Here is a 22,120-nt window from a genome sequence, read left to right as displayed (position 1 = left end):
CACAATAAGTAACGCTGTCGATCAGTCACCAGATTCACTGTGTATTTAATTATATTAGAGTGAATTATTTCAAATATTAATCGAATTGTAACAACTAATCTATTTGTTCAAATAGATCGGAGTCTAATTAAATAGGGTTGTGAAGTCTGCATCACAAACATTCTTCACCGCTGGGTGCTGAATCATACGCTCCGCAAATATGACATAGTACTCTTCTTTTAACTCATCAATATGGCCGATAAGTTGTAGAGGAAGGTCGCTTTCGACTTCAGACATATAGATAGAAGGGGCTAAGAAAATCACATCATGGTGGTAACGAGCAAAGGCTTTCATTAAAGCGACGTCGTCAAATTCACCTAAGATATTAGGCTGCAACCCCTGACGGTCAAACCACTGCAACACTTTACGTCCCATCGCTGTACGGCTACCGGGAATAAGCAGTTTGCGCTGCTCTAATACTGCAGGAAAGCTAACATTATCGACGTTACCTGAACAGAAGAAGCTCATATTGGATTCACCGAGCTTTTTGCTGTACAGACCAGGGCTCTGACTAGAGTCGACTGGGCAATCAGACAAAATCATATCCAGCTTATGCTGTGCGAGTTGCTCTAGTAGCATCTCGTGAGTTGATTCGAAACAGCGTAGATGAATACTGTTATCTTCAGGAACGGTGGTTAGTAGTATTTTACTCACTAATCGCTTTGATAAGGCATCTGCTACACCGACATCAAATAGAATGTTAGAACGCTGACTGTAGTTAACAATATCTAGCATCTCATAGCTCAGGCCAAACATTCGGTCGGCATACTTAAACACTAGCTGCCCAAGCTCAGTAGGTTCAACACTACGGCCATTGCGCTTAGTTAACTTACCATCCATACGTTCTTCTAGTGCTTTAATCTGTCCAGTAACAGTTTGCGGAGTGAGAAACAGAGCATCGGCTGCCTTAGTAACAGAGCCTTGCTTACATACCATCCAGAAGTAATAAAGGTGGTTGTAGTTTAAGTGTGACATAGAGAAATACTCTTCTTATTTTAGTGTGTAGGTTATAGCAAATGCGGCGCATGACAACAATAATTCGACAAAACCTACCTTATATTCACTTACTGTAACTTTTACCGAAACTAGGATTATAAATATGACAATGAAGTGTCACAAACCGGCTCACAATCGAAAATTTTCTGCGATTTTTTCGATTCTAATCACATCCTAAAGGCATCCACAAAAACAATTATTATTACATGCAAAACAACAACTTAAATAAATCGTAAATTTCAAATTACGGCAACACACTCTCTACTCAAATAAAAAAAAACCTATTACACACAACTGTAATATTACTGAAATATTTCCCCTCTAACATCGCCCTCAGTTTCAACAACAGACCAAAACTAAGACATTAACGGTCCACGGAGAAAATGATTATGAACCAAGCTACTACTACAGCGGCGCCAATTTCGAGCACTACTCGCTGGTTGCGCTGGGCTAACTTGGCATTCATGTTGTATCTGCTACTTCTAGCGGTATCTATGGTAGGCAGTGGTTTCAAATGGGCAACAGGCGATCAAGCTAAAGTTCTATTTGAATTTGCATCTCACCCAGTAGCAGGTTTGATGATCGGTCTAGTCGCAACAGCACTTATCCAATCTTCAAGTACAGTAACTTCAATTATCGTGGGCCTAGTGGCCGGCGGTCTTCCGGTAGAAACAGCTATCCCTATGGTGATGGGTGCGAACATCGGTACAACAGTAACCAACACTCTAGTTTCTCTAGGTCACGTTCGTTGCAAAGAAGAGTTTAAGCGCGCATTTGCAAGTGCGACTATCCACGACTTCTTCAACCTATTAGCGGTTGCGATCTTCCTACCTATCGAAATGATGTTTGGTATTCTTGATAAGATCTCACACTGGTTAGTATCTCCATTCCTAGCAACTGGCGATATGAGCATTAAAGGTTTGAACTTCATTAAGCCTCTAACCAAGCCAGTAGTAAGCGCAGTTAAGGAGCCACTAGCAACATTCGGTGACCAAATGGGCGGTATCTTGCTTATCGTATTAGGTATCGCGACTATCTTCGTTGCAATCACCGTAATGGGTAAGCTAATGAAGAGCCTAATGGTTGGCCGTGCTCGTGAGATTCTAAAGAACGCAATTGGTCGTGGTCCAATCCACGGTATCTTCTCTGGCTCTATCGTAACAGTACTTGTACAGTCTTCTTCTACGACAACAAGTCTAATGGTTCCACTAGTAGGTTCTGGTGTACTTAAAGTGCGTGACGTTTACCCATTCACTCTAGGTGCCAACATCGGTACTTGTATCACCGCTCTATTAGCAGCGACTGCAGTATCAGGTGAGTTTGCAGTATTCGCACTACAGATTGCTCTAGTACACCTAGTGTTCAACATCTTGGCGACAGTATTCATCTACGGTATTCCATTCCTACGTGAACTACCTGTAAAAGGTGCAGACTTAATCTCTGACATGGCTGTGAAAAACAAAGCGGTTGTAGCTGGTTACCTATTAGCAGTGTTCGTTGCACTGCCAGGCACAATCCTAGCGTTGACAGCTTAATACCAAGACCATCGCTTATTACAAAGCCCGCAACTTAAGTTGCGGGCTTTTTGCATTTCGAGAAGCGAGAAGCGAGAAGCGAGAAGCGAGAAGCGAGAAAATTTGAGCATCAGGGATGCTGAGTCACGAGGAGAGTTTTCTATTAATTTCAGATAATTACAATAATATCACGTTTTCTCTAGCAACTTTCGATTTACGTTTTACGAACATGTCTCGAAGGGTGAAGCCCGGTCTCGACTCTCGAGCGCAGCATTCTCGCCTATCGAGGGCGCAGCCCGTTCCCGCCTCCTTTCCCCTACAAAAAAGCCGCCCTATTTTAGGCGGCTTAGTAATTCATATCGTCTTGTTAGACTGAGAATGGATACTGAATCGGGTCGTGGTGCTCGTAACCTTCAACCCAGAAATCATCGAGTGTTACCCAAGTTTCCAAATCTTCTAGTGACTTAATCTCAGGATTAATATGAAACGTTGGCGCTTCTAGTGGTTCACGCTTTAGCTGTACATCACGCATCAGCTCAAGTTGATCTTCATAGATATGAGCGTTAACAATCTTGTGGTACGCCTGCCCCGCTTTCTTGCCAGTAATCTGAGCCATAATCGCGAGGAACACATATACTTGAACCATATTGAAGTTAAGCCCTAGAGGCACATCACAAGAGCGCTGAGTGCTGTTCAAGTACAAGGTATCACCTAACAAGGAGAAGTGATGACTGTACATACACGGGCGCAGACAGCCCATGTGGAACTCACCTGGGTTGTAGAAGTTTAGGATTTCACCACGGTCATCGACGCCACGCGTTAAATCATCAACGATTTTACGTAGCTGGTCGATATGACCGCCATCTGGCTTAGCCCAGGCGCGACCTTGCACACCGTAAACGCGCCCCATATCATCTTCACCCTTACGGTAAGGATTGTTGAGCCACGCCTCATTGAGGTTTGCGTTAGCATCCCAAGTTTTGGTGCCTAGCTTACGAAAATCTTCAGCATTGTCGTAACCACGAATGTAACCAAGTAGCTCAGCAACCGCGGCTTTCCAGAAACTCTTACGAGTCGTTACTAACGGGAACTGGTTGTTCGCGACATCATAAGTTAGATCTGCATTGATCACCGTTAGGCAACGCTTGCCGGTGCGCTCATTTTCAATCCACTCACCTTGGTCAACGATACGCTGACAGAGATCTAAATACTGTTTCACACCAATTCCTTACTTCGTTTGTTGTGGTAGTTCATCTTTGTAATGACCACGTTTATACGCCCAAACCATCATCAGGATACCAATCAGCACCATAGGTAGGGATAAGATTTGTCCCATAGAGATAAATCCACCAAACAGACCTAGATGTGCATCCGGTTCACGTACGTATTCGACTAGGAAACGGAATGTACCATATCCCGCTAAAAATAGCCCTGATACTGCGCCAAGAGGACGTGGTTTCTTGATAAACCAATTCAAGATAAAGAACAGCACGATCCCTTCGAGGAACATTTCATACAGCTGAGATGGGTGACGCGGCAGTGGACCACCATTAGGGAAGACAAATGCCCATGGCACATCTGTAACGCGTCCCCACAGCTCACTGTTCATAAAGTTACCGAGTCGGCCCATACCTAAACCAAACGGCACTAGTGGAGCAATGAAGTCCGCCACGCCAAAGAAGGTACGTCCATTCTTTTTCGCATACCAGAACATGGCAGTGATGACACCCAGTAGGCCGCCATGGAATGACATGCCACCTGTCCACACCTTAAATAGGTAAAGCGGGTCTTGAATGAAAAGATCAAAGTTGTAGAAGATAACGTAGCCGACTCGGCCACCAATAACCACACCCAAGAATCCAGCGAACAGAAGATCCGAGACTTGCTCACGCGTCCAACCACTATCTGCTTTGTCTGCACGGCGATTTGCCAACCATAACGCAAAAGCAAAGCCGACTAGATACATTAATCCATACCAGCGGATAGAAAGCGGCCCAATGGACACAAGTACAGGATCGATATTTGGAAAAGTTAGATATCCCTGAGACATAGGAGGATTACTCTTTTTGAAGTTCTGACGATTTTATTTGTATAGATGAGAGTGCTTTAGAGCAACATAGTTCCAGCAACAAACATTAAAAAAACTGCAAATATTTTTTTCAAAGTTGGTGTAGGTAACGACGTTGCAAGTTTTGCCCCTATGCGCGTCGTCAGCATCGAGGTCGACGCAATCGCAACCAAAGCGGGCAGATAGACATAACCGATGCTGTAATCAGGCAGCGCATCAACTTTATAGCCATGCAAAATAAAACCCGCCATGCCAGAGATAGCAATCATACAGCCACAAACTGAAGAAGAACCCACCGCTTTACGCATTTCGATGCCATGGCTGTTGAGAAACGGGACAGACAACGAGCCGCCTCCAATACCCGCTAAGCTCGAAACAACGCCAATCCCGGTGCCATAAGCCATAGTAGTCGCACTGCCTGGCATGGTTTTTTGTGACTTACCGCGGATAGAAAACAGCATTTGAATAGCCAACAGCAGCACAATGATACCAAACACTTTAGGTAGGTATTGAGCAGGGATCCACTCAGCAACATTCGCGCCTAAGAAGCCACCGACCACCACACCGGGCATCAGCCACTTAACGACAAACATATCGACATTACCGAGTTTGAAATGGTTTAGAGCCGATGAACCTGAGGTTGCAATAATGGTCGCAAGCGATGTTGCTAACGCAATTTGCATACTAATGCTGGCATCTATGCCTGCAGCAGGTAAAAGAAAAAGCAGTGCTGGTACAACGATTAATCCGCCACCAATACCGAGTAATCCTGCCATCACGCCAACGACAGCGCCAAGCAGCATAAAAGAAACAAGTAGTTCTATAGACACAATAATCCTTATTTTTTGCCCGCTCGAATAAAGCCGGCAAAGCCTTTACTTTCAAAAAATGATTGCATCATAGCATAAATGTCATGGCCGTAAGGTTGCATCAGCGCTTTGTCAGCAAGCGAACGTAATTCTTCCGTTTCAGTATGACGCAACAGGTACTTTACTTTTGCCACGTTCGACGTGTTCATACTCAAACTTCGGTAGCCTAAGCCAACCATTAAAAGCGCGCCGATTGGGTCACCGGCAAGTTCACCACAGATACATACAGGCAGGTTTAACTGCTGGCAGGTACGATGAATATGGCTTAAAGCCATAATAACCGATGGATGCATTGACTCATAAACATCTGCAACGCGAGCATTGTTTCGGTCAACCGCAAGCAGGTACTGGGTTAAGTCGTTAGTACCAATAGAAACAAAATCTACTTTGCTGGCAATTAGTGGCAGTAAATAGATCATCGATGGAACTTCAATCATCACACCGATCTGAGGCATCGCAATCTGATCATCAAGCTCTGCCACCTCTTCATAGGCGCGTGTAATCAGTTCAATGGCATCATCGAGTTCTTGGGCACCAGATACCATAGGCAGCAAAATACTTAGATTCTGATGCTTCGAGCTCGCTTTCATCATCGCGCGTATCTGCATTAAGAAGATGTCGGGATGATCGAGAGTAAAGCGAATACCACGCCATCCTAAGAATGGGTTATCTTCCTCAATAGGGAGATAAGGTAAGGCTTTGTCACCACCAACATCTAGCGTACGCATAACAACGCGCTTACTCGGGTAGCTGCTTAATACGGCTTGATACTGCTGAGTCTGCTCTTCTTCTGAAGGGAATCGGTGCTGAAGCAAAAACGAGATTTCAGTTCGGTACAGGCCTACCCCATCAACACCTTGGTTGATGGCAATATTGGTATCGGCACTTAACCCAGCATTCAACATCACTTCGATCCGTTGACCATCTTTGGTAAATGCAGGCTCTTCGATGCGCTGATTAACCATATTAGCCAACTCGCGCTCTTCGTTGGCAAGGGCACGATATTCACGTAGCAGTTGTCGATTGGGTGAAACGAGTATTTTACCGCTATAGCCATCAACAACGCCTTTCTTACCATTCAGTATTTTAGGGTTTAACGTGACACCCATGACCGCGGGGATACCTAATGCGCGCGACAAAATCGCCGCATGCGAGTTAGCTGCCCCTTCTAAAGAAATAACCGCCAGCAGTTTCTCTTTGGGGATCGATGCCAATAAGGTCGCGGTGAGTTCACGCACGACTAAGATTACAGGTTTATCAAAGGGCTGCTTTTCTTGGTCAGTATTGTGCAAAAAGAACAGTAACCGTTGGCCTAGCTCACGAATGTCTTGTGCTCGCTCTCGCAAGTAAACATCAGACATACGAGCAAAGCGGTTGGAGTATGACTCAACCACTTGGCGCAGCGCCCAGTCAGCACGATCCCCTTTTTGGATTTGCGCTTTAAGGTCTTTGCGCAGCATAGGATCGTTAAGTAAGTGGGTAAAAAGATCGAATATCGCTAAAGCGTCTTTGTTTATCTCGCTATCGAGCTTTTTACGCATGCGTCGAAAGTCATTCAACGCTTCTTCTATCGCCAGTAACAGCCACTCCTGCTCGCGATCAATATCTAATGTCGAGGCAGGATAAACATTACTCAGTTCAGGTTGGGTGTCGTCCCACCAAAACTCCCCAATCGCAACCCCAGAAGAGGCAGGAACACCACGGATTGCTTGCTGTTTTTTCTCTAATCGCCAATGACCTTGAGTTTGCGCATGAGCGATGATTACGGCGAGCTGCGCGGCAAGAGTGACCAGAAACGACTCTTCCATCTCATCAAACTGACGCGGGGTCTTCTGCTGAACGACGAGTACGCCAAGCACTTGTTTACGGTAAATAATTGGGGTTCCGAGGAAGCTTTGATAAACCTCCTCTCCCAGTTCGGAGAAGTATTTAAAATTGGGGTGTTTGGAGGCTTCCGCTAAGTTAAGCGGCTCAGCACTGCGTTTAACAAGGCCAACTAAGCCCTCGCTAAATCGGATATGAATTTTATCGCCTTTAAAACGCAGGCCCTGAGTCGCCATTAACTCAAGACGCTGCATTTCTTCATTAGCAAGATAGACGGTGCAACACTCAGTACTCATCGCACTGCATGTTTGTTTAACTAAAATATCTAAGGCCTGATGAACTTCTTCTACCTTAGAAACTTGTTCAACTATTTCCCTTAGTTGAGAAAGCATGTCTACCCTCTTCGGTGCTTACGTTTGCCTTTTACTTTACGCTGTTTAAATGGCATTGCCATTGATGCAAACTCTTTCATTGCGCGACGATAAACATCACGCTTAAAAGAAACCACTTGTCTGACTGGATACCAATAGCTTACCCAACGCCAACCATCAAATTCAGGGGAACTGCCACGCAACATATCAATTCGTGATTCATCACAATCGAGTCGCAGCAGAAACCATTTCTGTTTCTGTCCGATACAAACAGGTTTTGAATCCCAACGAACAAGACGTTTTGGTAGCTTGTACCTTAACCAATGACGACTTGTCGCGACGATCTTTACATCGTTCTTTGTAAGACCAACCTCTTCATACAACTCCCTATACATTGCCTGCTCAGGGGTCTCACCTTCATCAATTCCACCTTGAGGAAATTGCCAAGAGTGTTGTCCGTATCGTTTAGCCCAGAAGACCTGACCATGGCTGTTACAGATTACAATTCCCACGTTTAAGCGGTAACCATCGCCATCTATCACTGGCCAACCTCTAATAAAATCTTTAATTACAGTGATTTTTCCACATATCCCCAGTAGGAGCAAACTTACTAGTGTGACTAGGGCAGAAAATATTGCTTTCCCACCCACCAATGGATAACTTTTAACCAAAACAAAGGTTACTCACACCACAGTGAGACATAGACCACATTTATTCACCTTTTCTGTGTATAACTATGTGAAGAATCAATGAGAAAGTGATCAATAGGTAAGCAAGGCGTAGTTTGCCAGCCAAAAACGATCAAACCAAACTAAACTACAATCAATAAAAACAAACACTTATTTAGAAATAGTTTTATATATGCTTGTTCCATATCATCGTTTCTTCCTCTCAATACAGATCGGTCAAAGATCAACCACAGATGATTTTATCCACACCAGTTAAGCCAACTCTACCTATACGCCTAAAATTTCAAGTGTTTTTTCATCGCCAAACCCCTGTTTATTCATACATATCAGTACCAATTTGCAAGTTTCTCCAATTAAGCTGTGGATAACCTTTTAATTGATGATCTTTCACTCATAACGATCATTCTCTCTACAGTCGTAATTTTCTTCCGCTGGGTTACAATGAGCCAACTTTCAACTCTGTTGCAAAACCAATGAAGCCAGAACCGACTACAGAACAAGAACTGCTTGAGCGAGCAAAAAGCATCGCAGGTGTTAGCTTTGCCGATCTGGCAGAGGAAGCCGACATAGAAGTTCCGCCGGATCTTCGCCGTGATAAAGGCTGGGTCGGCCAACTATTAGAATGGCACCTTGGCGCAACAGCAGGTAGTAAACCTACTCAAGATTTTGAGAAGTTGGGTATCGAGCTAAAAACCATTCCGATTGGATACTCAGGCAAGCCATTGGAAACGACTTTTGTTTGTGTCGCGCCTCTTATTGGCGTTCATGGCCTCACCTGGGAAACAAGCCATGTTCGCAACAAGCTTTCGAGAGTATTGTGGATTCCAGTGGAAGGCGAAAGGGAGATCCCATTAGCACAGCGTTGTGTAGGTTCACCTTTGATCTGGTCCCCGAGCATTGAAGAAGAGCAACAACTTAAAGCCGATTGGGAAGAGTTGATGGAACTCATAGTACTAGGCCGAGTGGAGCAAATTAACGCTCGTCATGGCGAGGTTTTACAGCTACGCCCCAAAGCAGCGAACAGCCGCGTCCTGACCGAAGCCTATGGAGCAAGCGGCAAACCAATAAAAACGCTGCCAAGAGGATTCTATCTAAGAACTCAATTCACAGCGCGTATTCTTGAAAACCACTATGTTTAGTGCGTGGTAAGAGATAACTCCAAATCGTGATAGAGAGGTCCATCACTGGCACCACATTCATCGTAGGCGTTATGCAATCGTAGGTATGCTCGTTCCACACCTAGTCTCGTTAATTCCTCTTTCACTAGCTCTAGCGAGTCGAAATGCACTGGCTCATCGTCGATCTTTATTGGCTCTATTTTGTGCTTGTACTCGACGGCTAATAGATATTGGGATAGGTCTGAACAACCGATAACAAACACCTTTGGCGGTTGATAGCTGTCTTTATGATGACCATGAATCCACTTATCTAACTGACTTTTTTGCATAGTTCACCTCCAATAATCAGTATTAGCCAACTTTGCAAAATTTGCGAATTTGTTATCACTCACTCTTTTCTATTCATACTCAAATCCCCTATAGTGGGATCACATCCCCGTAACGACAAGGAAGATCGATGCAATACAACAAGTTACCCCATTCTACTTTGGAAGTGAGTAAGATCTGTCTTGGCACCATGACGTTTGGTGAACAAAATACTGAGCAAGAAGCTTTTAGCCAGCTTGATTACGCACTTGAGCGTGGTGTGAATTTTATTGATACCGCAGAAATGTACCCTGTGCCGCCAAAAGCGAATACTCAGGGATTAACCGAGCAGTACATTGGAAACTGGCTTGCTAAATCAGGCAAGCGTGAAAAGGTCGTTTTGGCCACCAAGGTTGCGGGTCCAAGAAACGTCCCTTATATCCGCGAAAACATGAGTCTAGATCGGAAAAATATCCATCTTGCTATTGATGATAGCCTGAAGCGGTTACAAACCGATTATGTTGATCTTTACCAACTGCATTGGCCACAAAGGCAAACCAACTGCTTCGGTCAACTAAACTACCCTTACCCTGATGCTCAGGAAGAGGTGACATTAATTGAAACGCTCGAAGCGCTCGCTGAGCTAATTAAAGCAGGGAAAGTTCGCTATATCGGAGTTTCCAATGAAACGCCTTGGGGGGTGATGACTCTGCTTCGTTTAGCGGAAAAGCACGAGCTACCAAGAATTGTCTCGATTCAAAACCCTTACAACTTACTCAATCGAAGTTTTGAAGTGGGTTTGTCTGAAATAAGCCACTATGAAGGCGTTCAGCTACTCGCATATTCCCCACTCGCGTTTGGCTGCCTAAGTGGTAAATATCTAAATGGAGCACGTCCTGAAGGGGCTCGATGCTCTCTATTCGAACGCTTTGTTCGTTATTTTACTCCTCAAGGAGAACAAGCGACACAAGCGTACGTCGATCTCGCCAGGCAACATGGTTTAGACCCCGCGCAAATGGCGTTGGCATTTGTTAACCAAAGGCCGTTTGTCGCATCCAACATCATTGGCGCGACAAACTTGGAACAGCTTAAATCAAATATTGATAGTTTAGATGTCGTATTAACAGATGAGTTGCTTCAAGGAATTCAAGAGATTGGTACGACTTACTCCAACCCTTGTCCATAATCTGTCGTTACAGAAATAGCGGGGCAGGTGAAGCGCCTGCCCCTGAGATTACGTTGGTATTCGCGCACTAAGGACACGACGAAGATGACGGATACGACGTTCGGCTTTGACGCTATCTGGTTCAGTGAATCCTATTGGACGACCATCTTGTTCCAGACCGATATCTCGCAGCAAACGTTCGTTATTCCATGGGATGTCGAAAGTGCTGCGGCGTAGTTTACGTTTCCAATCACGTTCTTCTCGGCGTAGATCCGCTTTGACCAAAAGAGTGGCAAGTTTTAGGTATACAGAATGACTCATGAGTTTTCTCCAGTTGAGTTTGAAGCTGGGAAAAGATCAACGAATCATTAGATCAAGAGTGTTTTAATTCGCTGCTTTTCCGCAGCCAATTAAAAAAGGTTACGGATTAATTACATGGTTTTATCTAGTTTTCGATCGGCTACAAACGTATTGCGTGTAATAGCATCCATTGCGGGAATGGTTTGATCGACAGACGCACAGATAAATGATTGAACAGTGAAATGTTTCATTGTGCGCCTCCTAGCTAATGTATTAATCCAAATATTTTGATGGGTTTGAGCCTTAGCTCATGGTTAAATTCTATTCATATCAGGTGATATTTCAACCACCTTACTGCATAAATGTTCAAAACAATTTTTTAACCTAGAAATAATCATTTTGAGCTTTTGATTATAAGATATTCAGCCAAGGAATATTGCATGTGCAATAGATCATATCGCTTATATAAGTAAAGCCGCACTTTCATAAGCGCGGCTTTTATTTACAAAACAATCAATTAGGCAGGTATATCTGAGATAAGGTTATGCTTGTTTAACAATCGATACATAGTTGCACGCGATACACCTAGCTCTTTTGCTGCCATGGAAACTTGACCTGAATGAGACTCTAGCACCAACAACAAGGCATCTCTTTCACTACGCTCACGGATACTCTTTAAGCTGCGGCGGCTATCACTGCGCTTAGGTAGGTCTAGGTGTGGTTCGTCAAGCATCACGGTATCTGACATAAGCACGATACGTTTGATCTGGTTCATCAGTTCGCGGACATTACCTGGCCAATGATAGCGAGTCATTGCACGAGCGGCCTCTTCAGTAAAACTGCGAGCTTGAGCATTGTACTCTTTCGAATATTCCTGCAAGAAGTGACGTGCAAGGATTGCAATATCCCCTGCTCGCTCTTTTAAACTCGGAACATTAATACGCAGCACATTGATATAGTGATAGAGCTCTTCATTGAAATCGCCATCAATCAATGCCTTTTCAATATCAGCAGAGTTCGCCGCTAAAACACGCACATCCACTTCTTTACGGCCTGATGGAGTATCAACCATCCCCTCTTGGAGGAAACGCAGTAAATTAAACTGCTGTGAGCGAGGTAATGTAAGAATATCGTTGAGTAATATCGTACCGCCATCTGCTCTCTCTAGAATTGACGGCTCACTCATATCATCACGGTTAATCCCGAATAAATCACTCTCTATCCGACGCTCTGACATCGCACGACAGTTAACTGAGATAAACTCCTTGTTTGCTCGCGCTGAGGTACGATGAACGGCACGCGCAACCGTTTCTTTGCCGGTACCGTTTTCTCCATAAATTAGGATACTGACATCAGTAGGGCCAATGCGCTTAATCTGATCACGTAGACGCTTAACAGGGATAGAGTCACCGATTAGCCCCATGTCACTTTGATTGCCATAATGTGGCCAAACTTTTTTCTCAAGTTTCAGCATACCTAGTTGGTGGCCAATGGTGCTGAGTAACTGAGCATCTGGAATCGGGGCGGTAAAAAAGTCGATACAGAAGTTAACGATAAATTGGCAAATAGTATCCGAACTTAATTGAGACTCACGAATAAAGGCTAACCAACGTACTTGTTTGTGTTTACTCACCAAGTTAGCAATACCATTGAGACTGAACTCATCATGGCTAAGATCAACAATACCGATACAAGGGCCCGTTTCAGTAAACAATGTATCGGCCTTGCGTAAGTCACCACACTGAGTACATCTCCAACCTACTTGCTCTAAAACTGACAGCCATGGTTCATAGGTTCCTCCCACTACAACCAACGAACCTGGAACGGAATCCATCCGGAATTGACTACCCATGAAGCGAGTTCCTTCTTATTGATAACGTAAATGCTGTGCGCTTAAACACACATAAAAATATATGTGGTTACATTATAGAGACTTGCAGAGATAATCTGTCTCAAATATAAGACTAGCGAGGGAATCGTACTTTTTCCATGCGTTGTGAGAAGCTACTCGTAAAAAAAATTCTTTTCTAAATAACTCAATTGCTTAGTTTACTGCTAACAGAGCTACTGGTTCGACCAATAGTCCAAATAAAAACCAACTTTCGTTGTAGGCTGATTAAACGCAAAAAGTCACCCGAAGGTGACTTTTAACTATCAAAAGCTGTCTATAGCTTATGCTTGAGGACGCATTGCTGGGAACAAGATCACGTCACGGATTGTGTGCGTGTTTGTAAATAGCATTGCTAGACGATCGATACCGATACCTTGACCCGCTGTTGGTGGTAGGCCGTGCTCTAATGCAGTGATGTAGTCTGCATCGTAGTACATTGCTTCATCATCACCAGCGTCTTTCGCGTTAACTTGCGCTTTGAAGCGCTCGTCTTGGTCTTGTGCATCGTTAAGCTCAGAGAAGCCGTTCGCTACTTCACGGCCACCGATGAAGAACTCAAAACGGTCTGTGAAGAACGGGTTGTCATCGCTACGACGAGCTAGAGGAGAGATATCCGCTGGGTAGCCAGTGATAAACGTTGGTTGAATTAGCTGAGGCTCAGCAGTTTCACCAAAGATCTCTTCAAGAAGCTGACCACATGTCCAGAACGTTTCTACTTCAACGTGTACAGATTTCGCGATTGCTACCATCTTCTCACGGTCTTGTAGGTCAGCTTCTGTAAGTGCTTGAATCTCAGCGTGCTCAGGGTTGTAGTGCTTGATCGCATCGAACATGCTCATACGCGCGTACTTACCACCAAACTCTACTGTTTCGTCACCGTAAGGCATTGAAGTCGAACCAAGAACGTCCATAGCCGCTGTGCTTAGCATCTCTTCAGTTAGATCCATTAGATCTTTGTAGTCAGAGTACGCTTGGTAGAATTCCATCATTGTAAATTCTGGGTTATGACGTGGCGATAGGCCTTCGTTACGGAAGTTACGGTTGATCTCGAATACACGATCAAAACCACCCACAACTAGACGCTTAAGGTACAGCTCAGGTGCAACACGTAGGTACATGTCGATGTCTAATGCGTTGTGGTGCGTGATGAATGGACGTGCAGTCGCACCACCAGGGATCACGTGCATCATTGGCGTTTCAACTTCTAGGTAGCCTTTTGAGCTCATGAAGTTACGGATTGAAGAAACTAGCTTAGAACGCACGATAAATGCGTTGCGAGAATCTTCGTTCACGATTAAGTCAACGTAACGCTGACGGTAACGCATCTCTTGGTCAGTCAAGCCGTGGAACTTCTCTGGCAGCGGACGAAGTGCTTTAGTTAGCAGCTCGTAAGACTCCATGTTCACGTAAAGGTCGCCTTTACCTGATTTGTGAAGTGCACCTTTAACACCAATGATGTCACCGATATCTAAGCCTTGGTATTTCTCTTTCAGCTCTTTTTGAACATCTTTTGCGGCGTATGCTTGGATACGGCCAGATGTTTCTTGAATCGCTAGGAATGGACCACGTTTAGCCATAACACGACCAGCGATTGCTACAACATGGTTAAGCTCTTCTAGCTCTTCCTTCGTCTTTTCACCGAATTCCGCTTGAAGATCGCCAGCTAGGTGCTCACGACGGAAGTCATTTGGGTGGCCGTTTGCTTTGCAGCTCTTACGGATATGATCCAGTTTAGCGCGGCGCTCAGCAATTAACTTGTTCTCTTCTTGTACGTTCTCGTTTTGAACAGCATCAGTCATTTTCGATGTATCCTGTTTTCGTTAGTAACGATAGTTTTTTCGGTGAAAAGCTTACAGACCTGATTTCAGGCTAGCTTCGATAAATTTGTCTAGGTCGCCATCTAAAACCGCTTGTGTGTTGCGGTTTTCAACGCCAGTACGTAGGTCTTTAATGCGCGAGTCATCCAGTACGTAAGAGCGGATTTGGCTACCCCAACCGATGTCAGATTTCGCATCTTCGTTAGCTTGCTTCTCTGCGTTCTGCTTTTGAATCTCTAGTTCAAAAAGCTTGGCACGAAGCTGCTTCATCGCTTGGTCTTTGTTCTTATGTTGAGAGCGATCGTTCTGACATTGAACCACAGTGTTAGTAGGAACGTGAGTAATACGAACCGCTGATTCCGTGGTGTTAACGTGCTGACCACCCGCACCAGAAGCGCGGTATACGTCGATACGTAGATCAGAAGGGTTAATGTCTATCTGAATGTTGTCATCAATCTCTGGGTAAATAAACGCAGAAGCAAACGATGTATGACGGCGGCCACTTGAATCGAATGGTGATTTACGAACAAGACGGTGAACACCAGTCTCTGTGCGCAACCAGCCATAAGCGTACTCGCCAGAAATCTTAACCGTTGCACCTTTCAGACCCGCAACCTCACCTTCTGATACCTCGATAACTTCGGTCTTGAAGCCTTTCGCTTCAGCCCAGCGCAAGTACATGCGTAGCATCATTGAAGTCCAGTCTTGCGCTTCTGTACCACCAGAGCCTGACTGTAAATCGATGTAACAGTCTGAAGCATCGTGATCACCAGAGAACATACGACGAAACTCAAGCTTTTCTAGTTTAGCTTCAAGCTCAGCCAATTCTGGTTCAACTTCATCGAAGGTTTCTTGATCTTCTTCTTCAACAGCAAGCTCTAAAAGACCTTCAACATCTTCAACACCTTGCTCAAGTTGATCAATCGTTTCAACAACCGCTTCAAGTGAAGAACGTTCTTTGCCTAGTGCTTGTGCACGCTCTGGCTCGCTCCATACATCTGGTTGTTCTAGTTCTGCGTTGACTTCTTCTAGACGCTCTTGCTTGGCGTCATAGTCAAAGGTACCCCCTCAGGACATTTGTGCGCTCAGACACGTCCTTTAGGCGGTTTTTAATTGGATTGATTTCAAACATGTTTGCTCAACATTTATGAGTAGAATTTAACCGAAGAATTCTACTGAAAAATGTGACGAAGATACAGGAATTTTTTACTGCCGAATAAAAATGCTTGTATAGAAAAAATCCCCTGACACGCCTTGCGTGACAGGGGATCTTTGATTCAAAAAAGTTGCTTTATTATGCAGCTTCTTCCGCTAATGTTTCTGGCTCTGATTTACCAACAAAGAACATACAAACAATAGCAACCGCCGTTGGTAGCAGCCACCCCATACCAACATCAAATAGTGGCAGCATGCTCAGTGCAGATACGTCGACACCTGCAACTTTTGCCGCATCAATTAGTGCAAACAATAAGGACACTAAGATAACCACACGGTAAGCAGTTTGTGGGTTTGGTAGTTTGTTGCGTACAAACGTTAACGCAACTAGCGCAATCGCCACTGGGTATAGAGCAAATAGCACAGGCACAGACAGAGAAATCAGTTGTGATAAACCGACATTTGCTACAGTTGCACAAGCGACACCAATGATCACCACCCAAGCTTTGTAAGAAACTGGCGTGATAGAGCTGAAGTAATCAGAACAAGCAGAAATAATACCGATAGCCGTTGTCAAACATGCAAGCAGTACAATCACAGACAGCACAACTTGACCATATGGACCGAATAGAGACTGAACGTACAGGCTAAGAATCGCGCCACCATTGTCAGCACCTGAAGCCACAGCAGCACTGGTTGCTCCTAGGTAAAACAATGATACATATACAAATGCTAAGCCTGCAGCCGCAACGCATGCCGCGCTAATCAGATACTTTGCTGTCGCCTTTTGATCGGCAATGCCTTTTTTGCGCAGTGCATCTACGATAAGCCCACCAAACATCAGCGAGGCAAAAGTATCCATGGTGTTGTAGCCTTCAAGGAAACCTTTTTGCAGAGGATGTGTGAGGTATTCTCCCTGTGCAGCGATCATCTCGCCTTGTGGGTCAATAAATACCGCAGCAGCAAGCACAACCAAACCCATGAACAGTACCGGGGTTAATATTTTACCGATCACATCAATCAGCTTGCCTTGAGACCATGCAAAAAACATCGCGACCACAAAGAATAAGATAGAGAAAACCGTCAAATGCATTTGCGCCGCATCGACGAAGAATGGCTTAACCGCCATTTCGTAAGCAACAAGTCCTGTGCGAGGCGCTGCAAATGCAGGACCAATGATGATGAAGATCAGCACCGCAATGGTCATCGCCACGCGCTTTGGCAAGTCTTTGGTTAAGTGTTCCCAAGAACCACCCGCAACCGCAATTGCAATGATAGTAATAAGAGGTAGGCCCACCGCGGTTAACAGGAAACCTGTCATGGCAGGAATTAAGTTTTCTCCGGCTAACTGACCAGCCAAAGGTGGGAAAATAATGTTACCTGCACCCAAAAAGAATGCGAAAAGCATAAAGCCTACCGCAATGATATCTGTTAGTTTTAAAGTCTGATTCACTGTCGACCCTTTACTTATAATTTAATAGATGTTGTGTTTGCTGAGTGATACGAACATGCGCTCACTCTATAAAATTAAGGCGCGCATGATGACGAAATCCTCATCACCTCGCAAGCTCAAGGCTAAAAACACCATAAAAATTTATAATTTGGCCTAAAAATTAGCACACATAACTAGAGTGAATTAAATTTCCAGTTTAATACACTACCCAAAAACCACTACACACTGGACACAAACAGCACAAAAAACCAAACAATCATTTAACAACAGATCAATTAACTCAAAAACAACCTGAACTCCGACAAACATAAACATCATGAAAAAAACAAAAGACTTCGATTTCAAACAATTTAGCATTTATGGCGGCCTTTCAGGCATGCCTGTCAGTACCGACGGAGTATTACTAGGTGCATGGACTAGCTTAGAAAGTTCGACGTCTTTATTGGATATTGGAACAGGGACAGGTCTATTAAGTTTGATGTGCGCCCAACGTAATCTTTCGCTGACTATCAAGGCGATTGACATTGATGATAATGCTATCGAAGCGGCAAATATAAATTTCACGCGCTCACCTTGGGCGCAACGATTAACGCTGCATCAAGGTGATGTGCTTACACATCAGTTTCTAGAACAGTTCGATCGCATCATATGTAACCCGCCTTACTTCAACACAGGTGAGCAAGCGAGCAATGTTTCGCGAGCAACCGCAAGGCATACCGATACTTTAACTCATCAAGCGTTGCTTACACGATGTCAGCAATTACTGACCAAGCAAGGTAAGGCAAGCTTTGTGCTACCTAAAGTAGAAGGTGATCTGTTCATTCAATTAGCGGTAGAACAAGGCTGGCATGTCAGTCGACTATGCCAAATTAAGCCTACCGAACGTAAAGATATCACTAGGCTGTTGATTGAACTGACCAAAACACCAATGGCTACGACTGAAGAAACCCTGACTATTCATAGTGATGGCGGCTATAGCGATGCCTTTATCAAGTTGACGAAAGACTTTTATCTTAAGATGTAAAAATAACGTGTGATCCTTGTCACCGAAAACTCTATAATACGTCCCCTTAAATTTATTGTTCACACCAACTGGCTTGTGGAGACATCATAGTGATCAGAAATTTTGCTGAATTAGAGTTAGACCCTAACCTACTCCTCGCAATCGAAGAAATGGGTTACGACCGCCCAACGCAAATTCAAGCTGAAGCCATTCCACAAGCTTTAGATGGCCGAGATATCTTAGCCTCCGCACCGACCGGGACAGGAAAAACCGCTGCGTTTGTCTTGCCTGCTCTGCAATATTTGCAAGATTTTCCACGTCGTAAGCCAGGGCCTGCTCGCATACTGATATTAACGCCAACTCGTGAGCTAGCGATGCAGGTTGCCGATCAAGCGCGCGCACTGGCTAGGCACACTAAGCTAAATATCTTCACTATTACTGGTGGCGTTCAGTATCAAGAGCACGCTGAAATCTTAGGTAAAACCCAAGATATCGTCGTCGCGACGCCTGGTCGTTTGATGGAATACATCAACGCTGAACGTTTTGACTGTCGAGCGATTGAATGGCTAATCCTAGATGAAGCTGATCGCATGCTAGATATGGGCTTTGGTCCAACCGTTGACCGTCTATCTGCTGAATGTCGTTGGCGTAAGCAAACTTTACTCTTCTCAGCGACGCTAGAAGGTAAAGGTGTTGAAGGTTTTACTGCAGACCTACTTAAAGAACCAGCAGAGATAGACGCAGAGCCTTCACGTCGTGAACGCAAAAAGATTGCCCAGTGGTATCACCGTGCTGACGATATGACACATAAGCTTGAGCTGCTGAAAAAGATCATCAACGACCAAGCTGAACGTTCAATCGTGTTCCTAAAAACTCGTGAGCGCTTATCAGAGCTGCGTGTTGAACTTGAGAAAGCACAAATTCCTTGTGCATGGATCCAAGGCGAAATGCCTCAAGATCGCCGTAACAATGCGATTGCCCGCTTCCGTGATGGTAGCGTTAATGTTCTTCTAGCGACCGATGTTGCTGCTCGCGGTATCGACCTGCCAGATGTTAGCCACGTGATCAACTACGATATGCCGCGCAGCGCTGACGTGTATCTGCATCGTATCGGTCGTACCGCACGTGCGGGTAAGAAAGGTAACGCTATCTCATTAGTCGAAGCACACGATCAACCAATGATGGATCGCGTTGCTCGCTACGTAAAAGAAGAGATCAAAGAGCGCTTCATTAAAGAAATGCGTCCAAAGCACAAGAAGCCGACATTCAAGAAGAAGAAAAAAGACGACAAGAAAAAGTCTGTCGCTAAAGGCAAAAAGAAAGTCGCTAAGAAGAAGAAATAGCGGAAGAGCTAGAGAGCTAGAGAGCTAGAGAGCTAGAGAGCTAGAGAGCTAGAGAGCTAGAGTAATTTGGAGGGTTGGTGTGAGAGCATCAACCCTTTTTGTTTGTGAACGCTTAGCTAGTGATATGGGATGCGGGATAAGGGAACGGACTTCGTCCTCCGGATAACTGGATAACTGGATAACTGGATAACTGGATAACTGGATAACTGGATAACTGGATAACTGGATAACTGGATAACTGGATAACTGGATAACTGGATAACTAAGGTTGAGTGAGCCCCTTAGAGAGTCAACTTTATTTTCCCGAAGGGCGAAGCCCGATCCCGTTTTCCATAAGCGAAGCGTTCTATAGGACGAAGTCCGTTCTAACCCCCTAAACAAAAAATGCCGCCTTAATTAAGGCGGCATTTATGCAACTGAGATTATCACTCCATCTTCAAAGCATTTGTTGTGAGAGCAAGGCGACAAGTAAGCTCAGCCTTGGGAGCGTAGTACACTACGTGACCAAGGTGAGTTTACGCAGTCAACGCCGCTATCGCAGCAAAGGCGAAGAAGATTAGTGTTCGCGGGTGGCGCGGAACTCCACTTCTGGAAAACGCTCTTTCGCTAGATTCAGGTTCACCATCGTTGGCGCGATGTAGGTTAGGTTGTCACCACCATCGAGCGCTAGGTTAGTTTGGTTCTTACGCTGGAACTCATCCAGTTTCTTACCGTCTTCACATTCTACCCAGCGTGCGGTTGCTACGTTTACGCTCTCGTAAATCGCTTCTACGTTGTATTCCGCTTTTAGGCGCGCTACAACGACGTCAAACTGAAGCACACCTACTGCACCTACGATTAGGTCGTTGTTTTGTAGTGGACGGAATACCTGTACTGCGCCTTCTTCAGAAAGCTGTACTAGACCTTTTAGTAGCTGTTTCTGCTTCAGAGGGTCTCTTAGACGAATACGACGGAATAGCTCTGGAGCAAAGTTAGGAATACCTGAGAACTTCAGCGCTTCACCTTGAGTAAAGGTATCACCAATCTGGATTGTACCGTGGTTGTGTAGACCAATAATATCACCTGCATAAGCGTTTTCTGCACGTGAACGGTCACCGGCCATAAAGGTTACTGCATCAGAGATGTTAATTTGCTTACCGATACGTACGTGATTCATCTTCATACCTTGCTTGTAGGTACCCGATACAATACGCATAAAGGCAATGCGGTCACGGTGCTTAGGATCCATGTTTGCTTGGATCTTAAATACGAACCCTGAGAAGTTTTCTTCAGTAGCTTCCACAGAACGCTCGTTAGCTTCGCGCGTTTGAGGTGCTGGCGCCCACTTAGTAAGGCCTTCCAACATATGGTCAACACCAAAGTTACCTAGTGCAGTACCAAAATAGACAGGTGTTAATTCACCTTGTAGGAACAGCTCAAGATCAAACTCAGGGCAAGCTCCCATAACTAACTCAAGCTCTTCACGAACACTTTCAGCAAGGTCTGCGCCCACTGCTTGATCTAGCTCTGGATTGTCTAACCCTTTAATAGTGCGTACTTCTTGAATCTCATGACCATGACCAGATTCATAAAGGATCGTTTCATCACGGTGAATGTGATAAACCCCTTTAAACTCTTTACCACAACCGATTGGCCAAGAGATAGGAGCACACATCATACCGAGCTCGCTCTCAACTTCATCCAACACTTCCATTGGATCACGAACATCACGGTCTAACTTGTTCATGAAAGTGACGATTGGAGTATCGCGTAAACGTGTTACTTCCATCAGTTTACGAGTACGGTCCTCGACACCTTTCGCCGCGTCGATTACCATCAAACATGAGTCAACAGCCGTTAGTGTGCGATAAGTATCTTCCGAGAAGTCTTCGTGCCCTGGGGTATCAAGAAGGTTAACCAAGCAATCGTTGAATGGAAACTGCATAACGGAAGTTGTTACCGAGATACCACGCTCTTTCTCCATCTCCATCCAGTCAGACTTTGCGTGTTGAGCAGAGCCACGGCCTTTAACAGTACCTGCTGTTTGGATAGCACGTCCGAACAATAGTACTTTTTCTGTAATCGTGGTTTTACCCGCATCCGGGTGCGAGATAATAGCGAATGTTCTACGTTTAGACACTTCGCCTAGAAATGGAGTATTTGACATGAAAGGTTCTTCTTCTGTCTAAGCGCTAGAGAAGGCAAGAAATACCCTAGCGT

19 protein-coding genes are annotated in these 22,120 nt (G+C 44.7%); 6 read left to right on the top strand and 13 right to left on the bottom strand.

Annotated elements, in window-relative coordinates; translation table 11 throughout:
- Positions 1–123: 123 nt before the first annotated feature.
- Complete coding sequence (nhaR, locus tag AC6R16_RS20735; RefSeq protein ID WP_004744857.1) at positions 124–1,014, bottom strand: transcriptional activator NhaR; 891 nt, start codon at positions 1,012–1,014, stop codon at positions 124–126.
- A 410-nt stretch (positions 1,015–1,424) separates the two neighbouring features.
- Between nhaR and AC6R16_RS20730 the strand changes: the two genes are divergently transcribed.
- On the top strand, positions 1,425–2,570 hold the full coding sequence (locus tag AC6R16_RS20730; RefSeq protein ID WP_500639280.1) for a Na/Pi symporter: 1,146 nt from the start codon (positions 1,425–1,427) through the stop codon (positions 2,568–2,570).
- 346 nt (positions 2,571–2,916) lie between these two features.
- On the opposite strand, the gene AC6R16_RS20725 is transcribed toward AC6R16_RS20730, so the two are convergent.
- The 5 genes from AC6R16_RS20725 to rppH are packed head-to-tail and all read right to left on the bottom strand — an operon-like array spanning position 2,917 to position 8,223.
- Positions 2,917–3,768, bottom strand: a complete 852-nt coding sequence (locus AC6R16_RS20725; RefSeq protein ID WP_500675588.1) for a thymidylate synthase — start codon at positions 3,766–3,768, stop codon at positions 2,917–2,919.
- A 9-nt stretch (positions 3,769–3,777) separates the two neighbouring features.
- Positions 3,778–4,599, bottom strand: coding sequence for a prolipoprotein diacylglyceryl transferase (lgt, locus tag AC6R16_RS20720; RefSeq protein ID WP_069667527.1), 822 nt, complete (start codon positions 4,597–4,599; stop codon positions 3,778–3,780).
- 56 nt (positions 4,600–4,655) lie between these two features.
- On the bottom strand, positions 4,656–5,420 hold the full coding sequence (locus AC6R16_RS20715) for a sulfite exporter TauE/SafE family protein (protein WP_500639309.1): 765 nt from the start codon (positions 5,418–5,420) through the stop codon (positions 4,656–4,658).
- A 35-nt stretch (positions 5,421–5,455) separates the two neighbouring features.
- A complete protein-coding gene (gene ptsP, locus AC6R16_RS20710) occupies positions 5,456–7,702 on the bottom strand; it encodes a phosphoenolpyruvate--protein phosphotransferase (RefSeq protein WP_500639278.1) in 2,247 nt (748 codons plus the stop codon).
- 2 nt (positions 7,703–7,704) lie between these two features.
- Positions 7,705–8,223 (bottom strand): RNA pyrophosphohydrolase, encoded by a 519-nt coding sequence (rppH, locus tag AC6R16_RS20705; protein ID WP_500639277.1) that lies wholly within the window; start codon positions 8,221–8,223, stop codon positions 7,705–7,707.
- Between the two features lie 620 nt (positions 8,224–8,843).
- On the opposite strand from rppH, the gene mutH reads away from it, so the two are divergent.
- A complete protein-coding gene (gene mutH, locus AC6R16_RS20700; RefSeq protein WP_500675587.1) occupies positions 8,844–9,509 on the top strand; it encodes a DNA mismatch repair endonuclease MutH in 666 nt (221 codons plus the stop codon).
- Here mutH and AC6R16_RS20695 read toward each other — a convergent pair.
- Positions 9,506–9,817 carry a DUF6482 family protein gene (locus AC6R16_RS20695; protein WP_500639275.1) on the bottom strand — a complete coding sequence of 104 codons (312 nt, stop codon included), beginning with the start codon at positions 9,815–9,817 and terminating at the stop codon, positions 9,506–9,508. The genes mutH and AC6R16_RS20695 overlap by 4 nt on opposite strands.
- 128 nt (positions 9,818–9,945) lie before the next feature.
- On the opposite strand from AC6R16_RS20695, the gene AC6R16_RS20690 reads away from it, so the two are divergent.
- Positions 9,946–10,980, top strand: coding sequence for an NADP(H)-dependent aldo-keto reductase (locus tag AC6R16_RS20690; RefSeq protein WP_069667532.1), 1,035 nt, complete (start codon positions 9,946–9,948; stop codon positions 10,978–10,980).
- A 48-nt stretch (positions 10,981–11,028) separates the two neighbouring features.
- Here the strand turns inward: AC6R16_RS20690 and AC6R16_RS20685 are convergent, their stop codons facing one another.
- The 5 genes from AC6R16_RS20685 to brnQ all read right to left on the bottom strand — a co-directional run bounded on the left by AC6R16_RS20685 (position 11,029) and on the right by brnQ (position 17,575).
- Complete coding sequence (locus tag AC6R16_RS20685; protein WP_500639273.1) at positions 11,029–11,280, bottom strand: DUF1127 domain-containing protein; 252 nt, start codon at positions 11,278–11,280, stop codon at positions 11,029–11,031.
- 496 nt (positions 11,281–11,776) lie between these two features.
- Positions 11,777–13,111 (bottom strand): cyclic-di-GMP-binding transcriptional regulator VpsR, encoded by a 1,335-nt coding sequence (gene vpsR / locus AC6R16_RS20680; protein ID WP_500675586.1) that lies wholly within the window; start codon positions 13,109–13,111, stop codon positions 11,777–11,779.
- A gap of 320 nt (positions 13,112–13,431) precedes the next feature.
- Positions 13,432–14,949 (bottom strand): lysine--tRNA ligase, encoded by a 1,518-nt coding sequence (lysS, locus tag AC6R16_RS20675; protein WP_069667534.1) that lies wholly within the window; start codon positions 14,947–14,949, stop codon positions 13,432–13,434.
- 51 nt (positions 14,950–15,000) lie between these two features.
- Positions 15,001–16,099 (bottom strand): peptide chain release factor 2 gene (gene prfB, locus AC6R16_RS20670; protein WP_500675585.1). Its coding sequence is split into 2 segments (ribosomal slippage): positions 15,001–16,023 and positions 16,025–16,099, totalling 1,098 coding nucleotides; the frame shifts between segments, so codons are not numbered across the junction.
- 162 nt (positions 16,100–16,261) lie between these two features.
- Positions 16,262–17,575 carry a branched-chain amino acid transport system II carrier protein gene (gene brnQ, locus AC6R16_RS20665; protein ID WP_500675584.1) on the bottom strand — a complete coding sequence of 438 codons (1,314 nt, stop codon included), beginning with the start codon at positions 17,573–17,575 and terminating at the stop codon, positions 16,262–16,264.
- Between the two features lie 316 nt (positions 17,576–17,891).
- On the opposite strand from brnQ, the gene AC6R16_RS20660 reads away from it, so the two are divergent.
- From AC6R16_RS20660 to AC6R16_RS20650, 3 genes are all read left to right on the top strand, one after another.
- Positions 17,892–18,599 carry a tRNA1(Val) (adenine(37)-N6)-methyltransferase gene (locus tag AC6R16_RS20660; protein ID WP_500675583.1) on the top strand — a complete coding sequence of 236 codons (708 nt, stop codon included), beginning with the start codon at positions 17,892–17,894 and terminating at the stop codon, positions 18,597–18,599.
- 89 nt (positions 18,600–18,688) lie between these two features.
- Complete coding sequence (srmB, locus tag AC6R16_RS20655) at positions 18,689–19,921, top strand: ATP-dependent RNA helicase SrmB (protein ID WP_500675582.1); 1,233 nt, start codon at positions 18,689–18,691, stop codon at positions 19,919–19,921.
- A gap of 410 nt (positions 19,922–20,331) precedes the next feature.
- Positions 20,332–20,481 (top strand): hypothetical protein, encoded by a 150-nt coding sequence (locus tag AC6R16_RS20650; RefSeq protein WP_500675581.1) that lies wholly within the window; start codon positions 20,332–20,334, stop codon positions 20,479–20,481.
- On the opposite strand, the gene prfC is transcribed toward AC6R16_RS20650, so the two are convergent.
- Complete coding sequence (gene prfC, locus AC6R16_RS20645) at positions 20,478–22,067, bottom strand: peptide chain release factor 3 (protein ID WP_500639268.1); 1,590 nt, start codon at positions 22,065–22,067, stop codon at positions 20,478–20,480. The two genes, AC6R16_RS20650 and prfC, sit on opposite strands and share 4 nt — an antisense overlap.
- Positions 22,068–22,120: the final 53 nt, after the last annotated feature.

Source organism: Vibrio sp. R10-SG3-ISO10 (assembly GCF_059834185.1).
The sequence above is the reverse complement of the archived record's forward strand: the minus strand, read 5'-3'. Positions and strand labels throughout refer to the sequence as shown.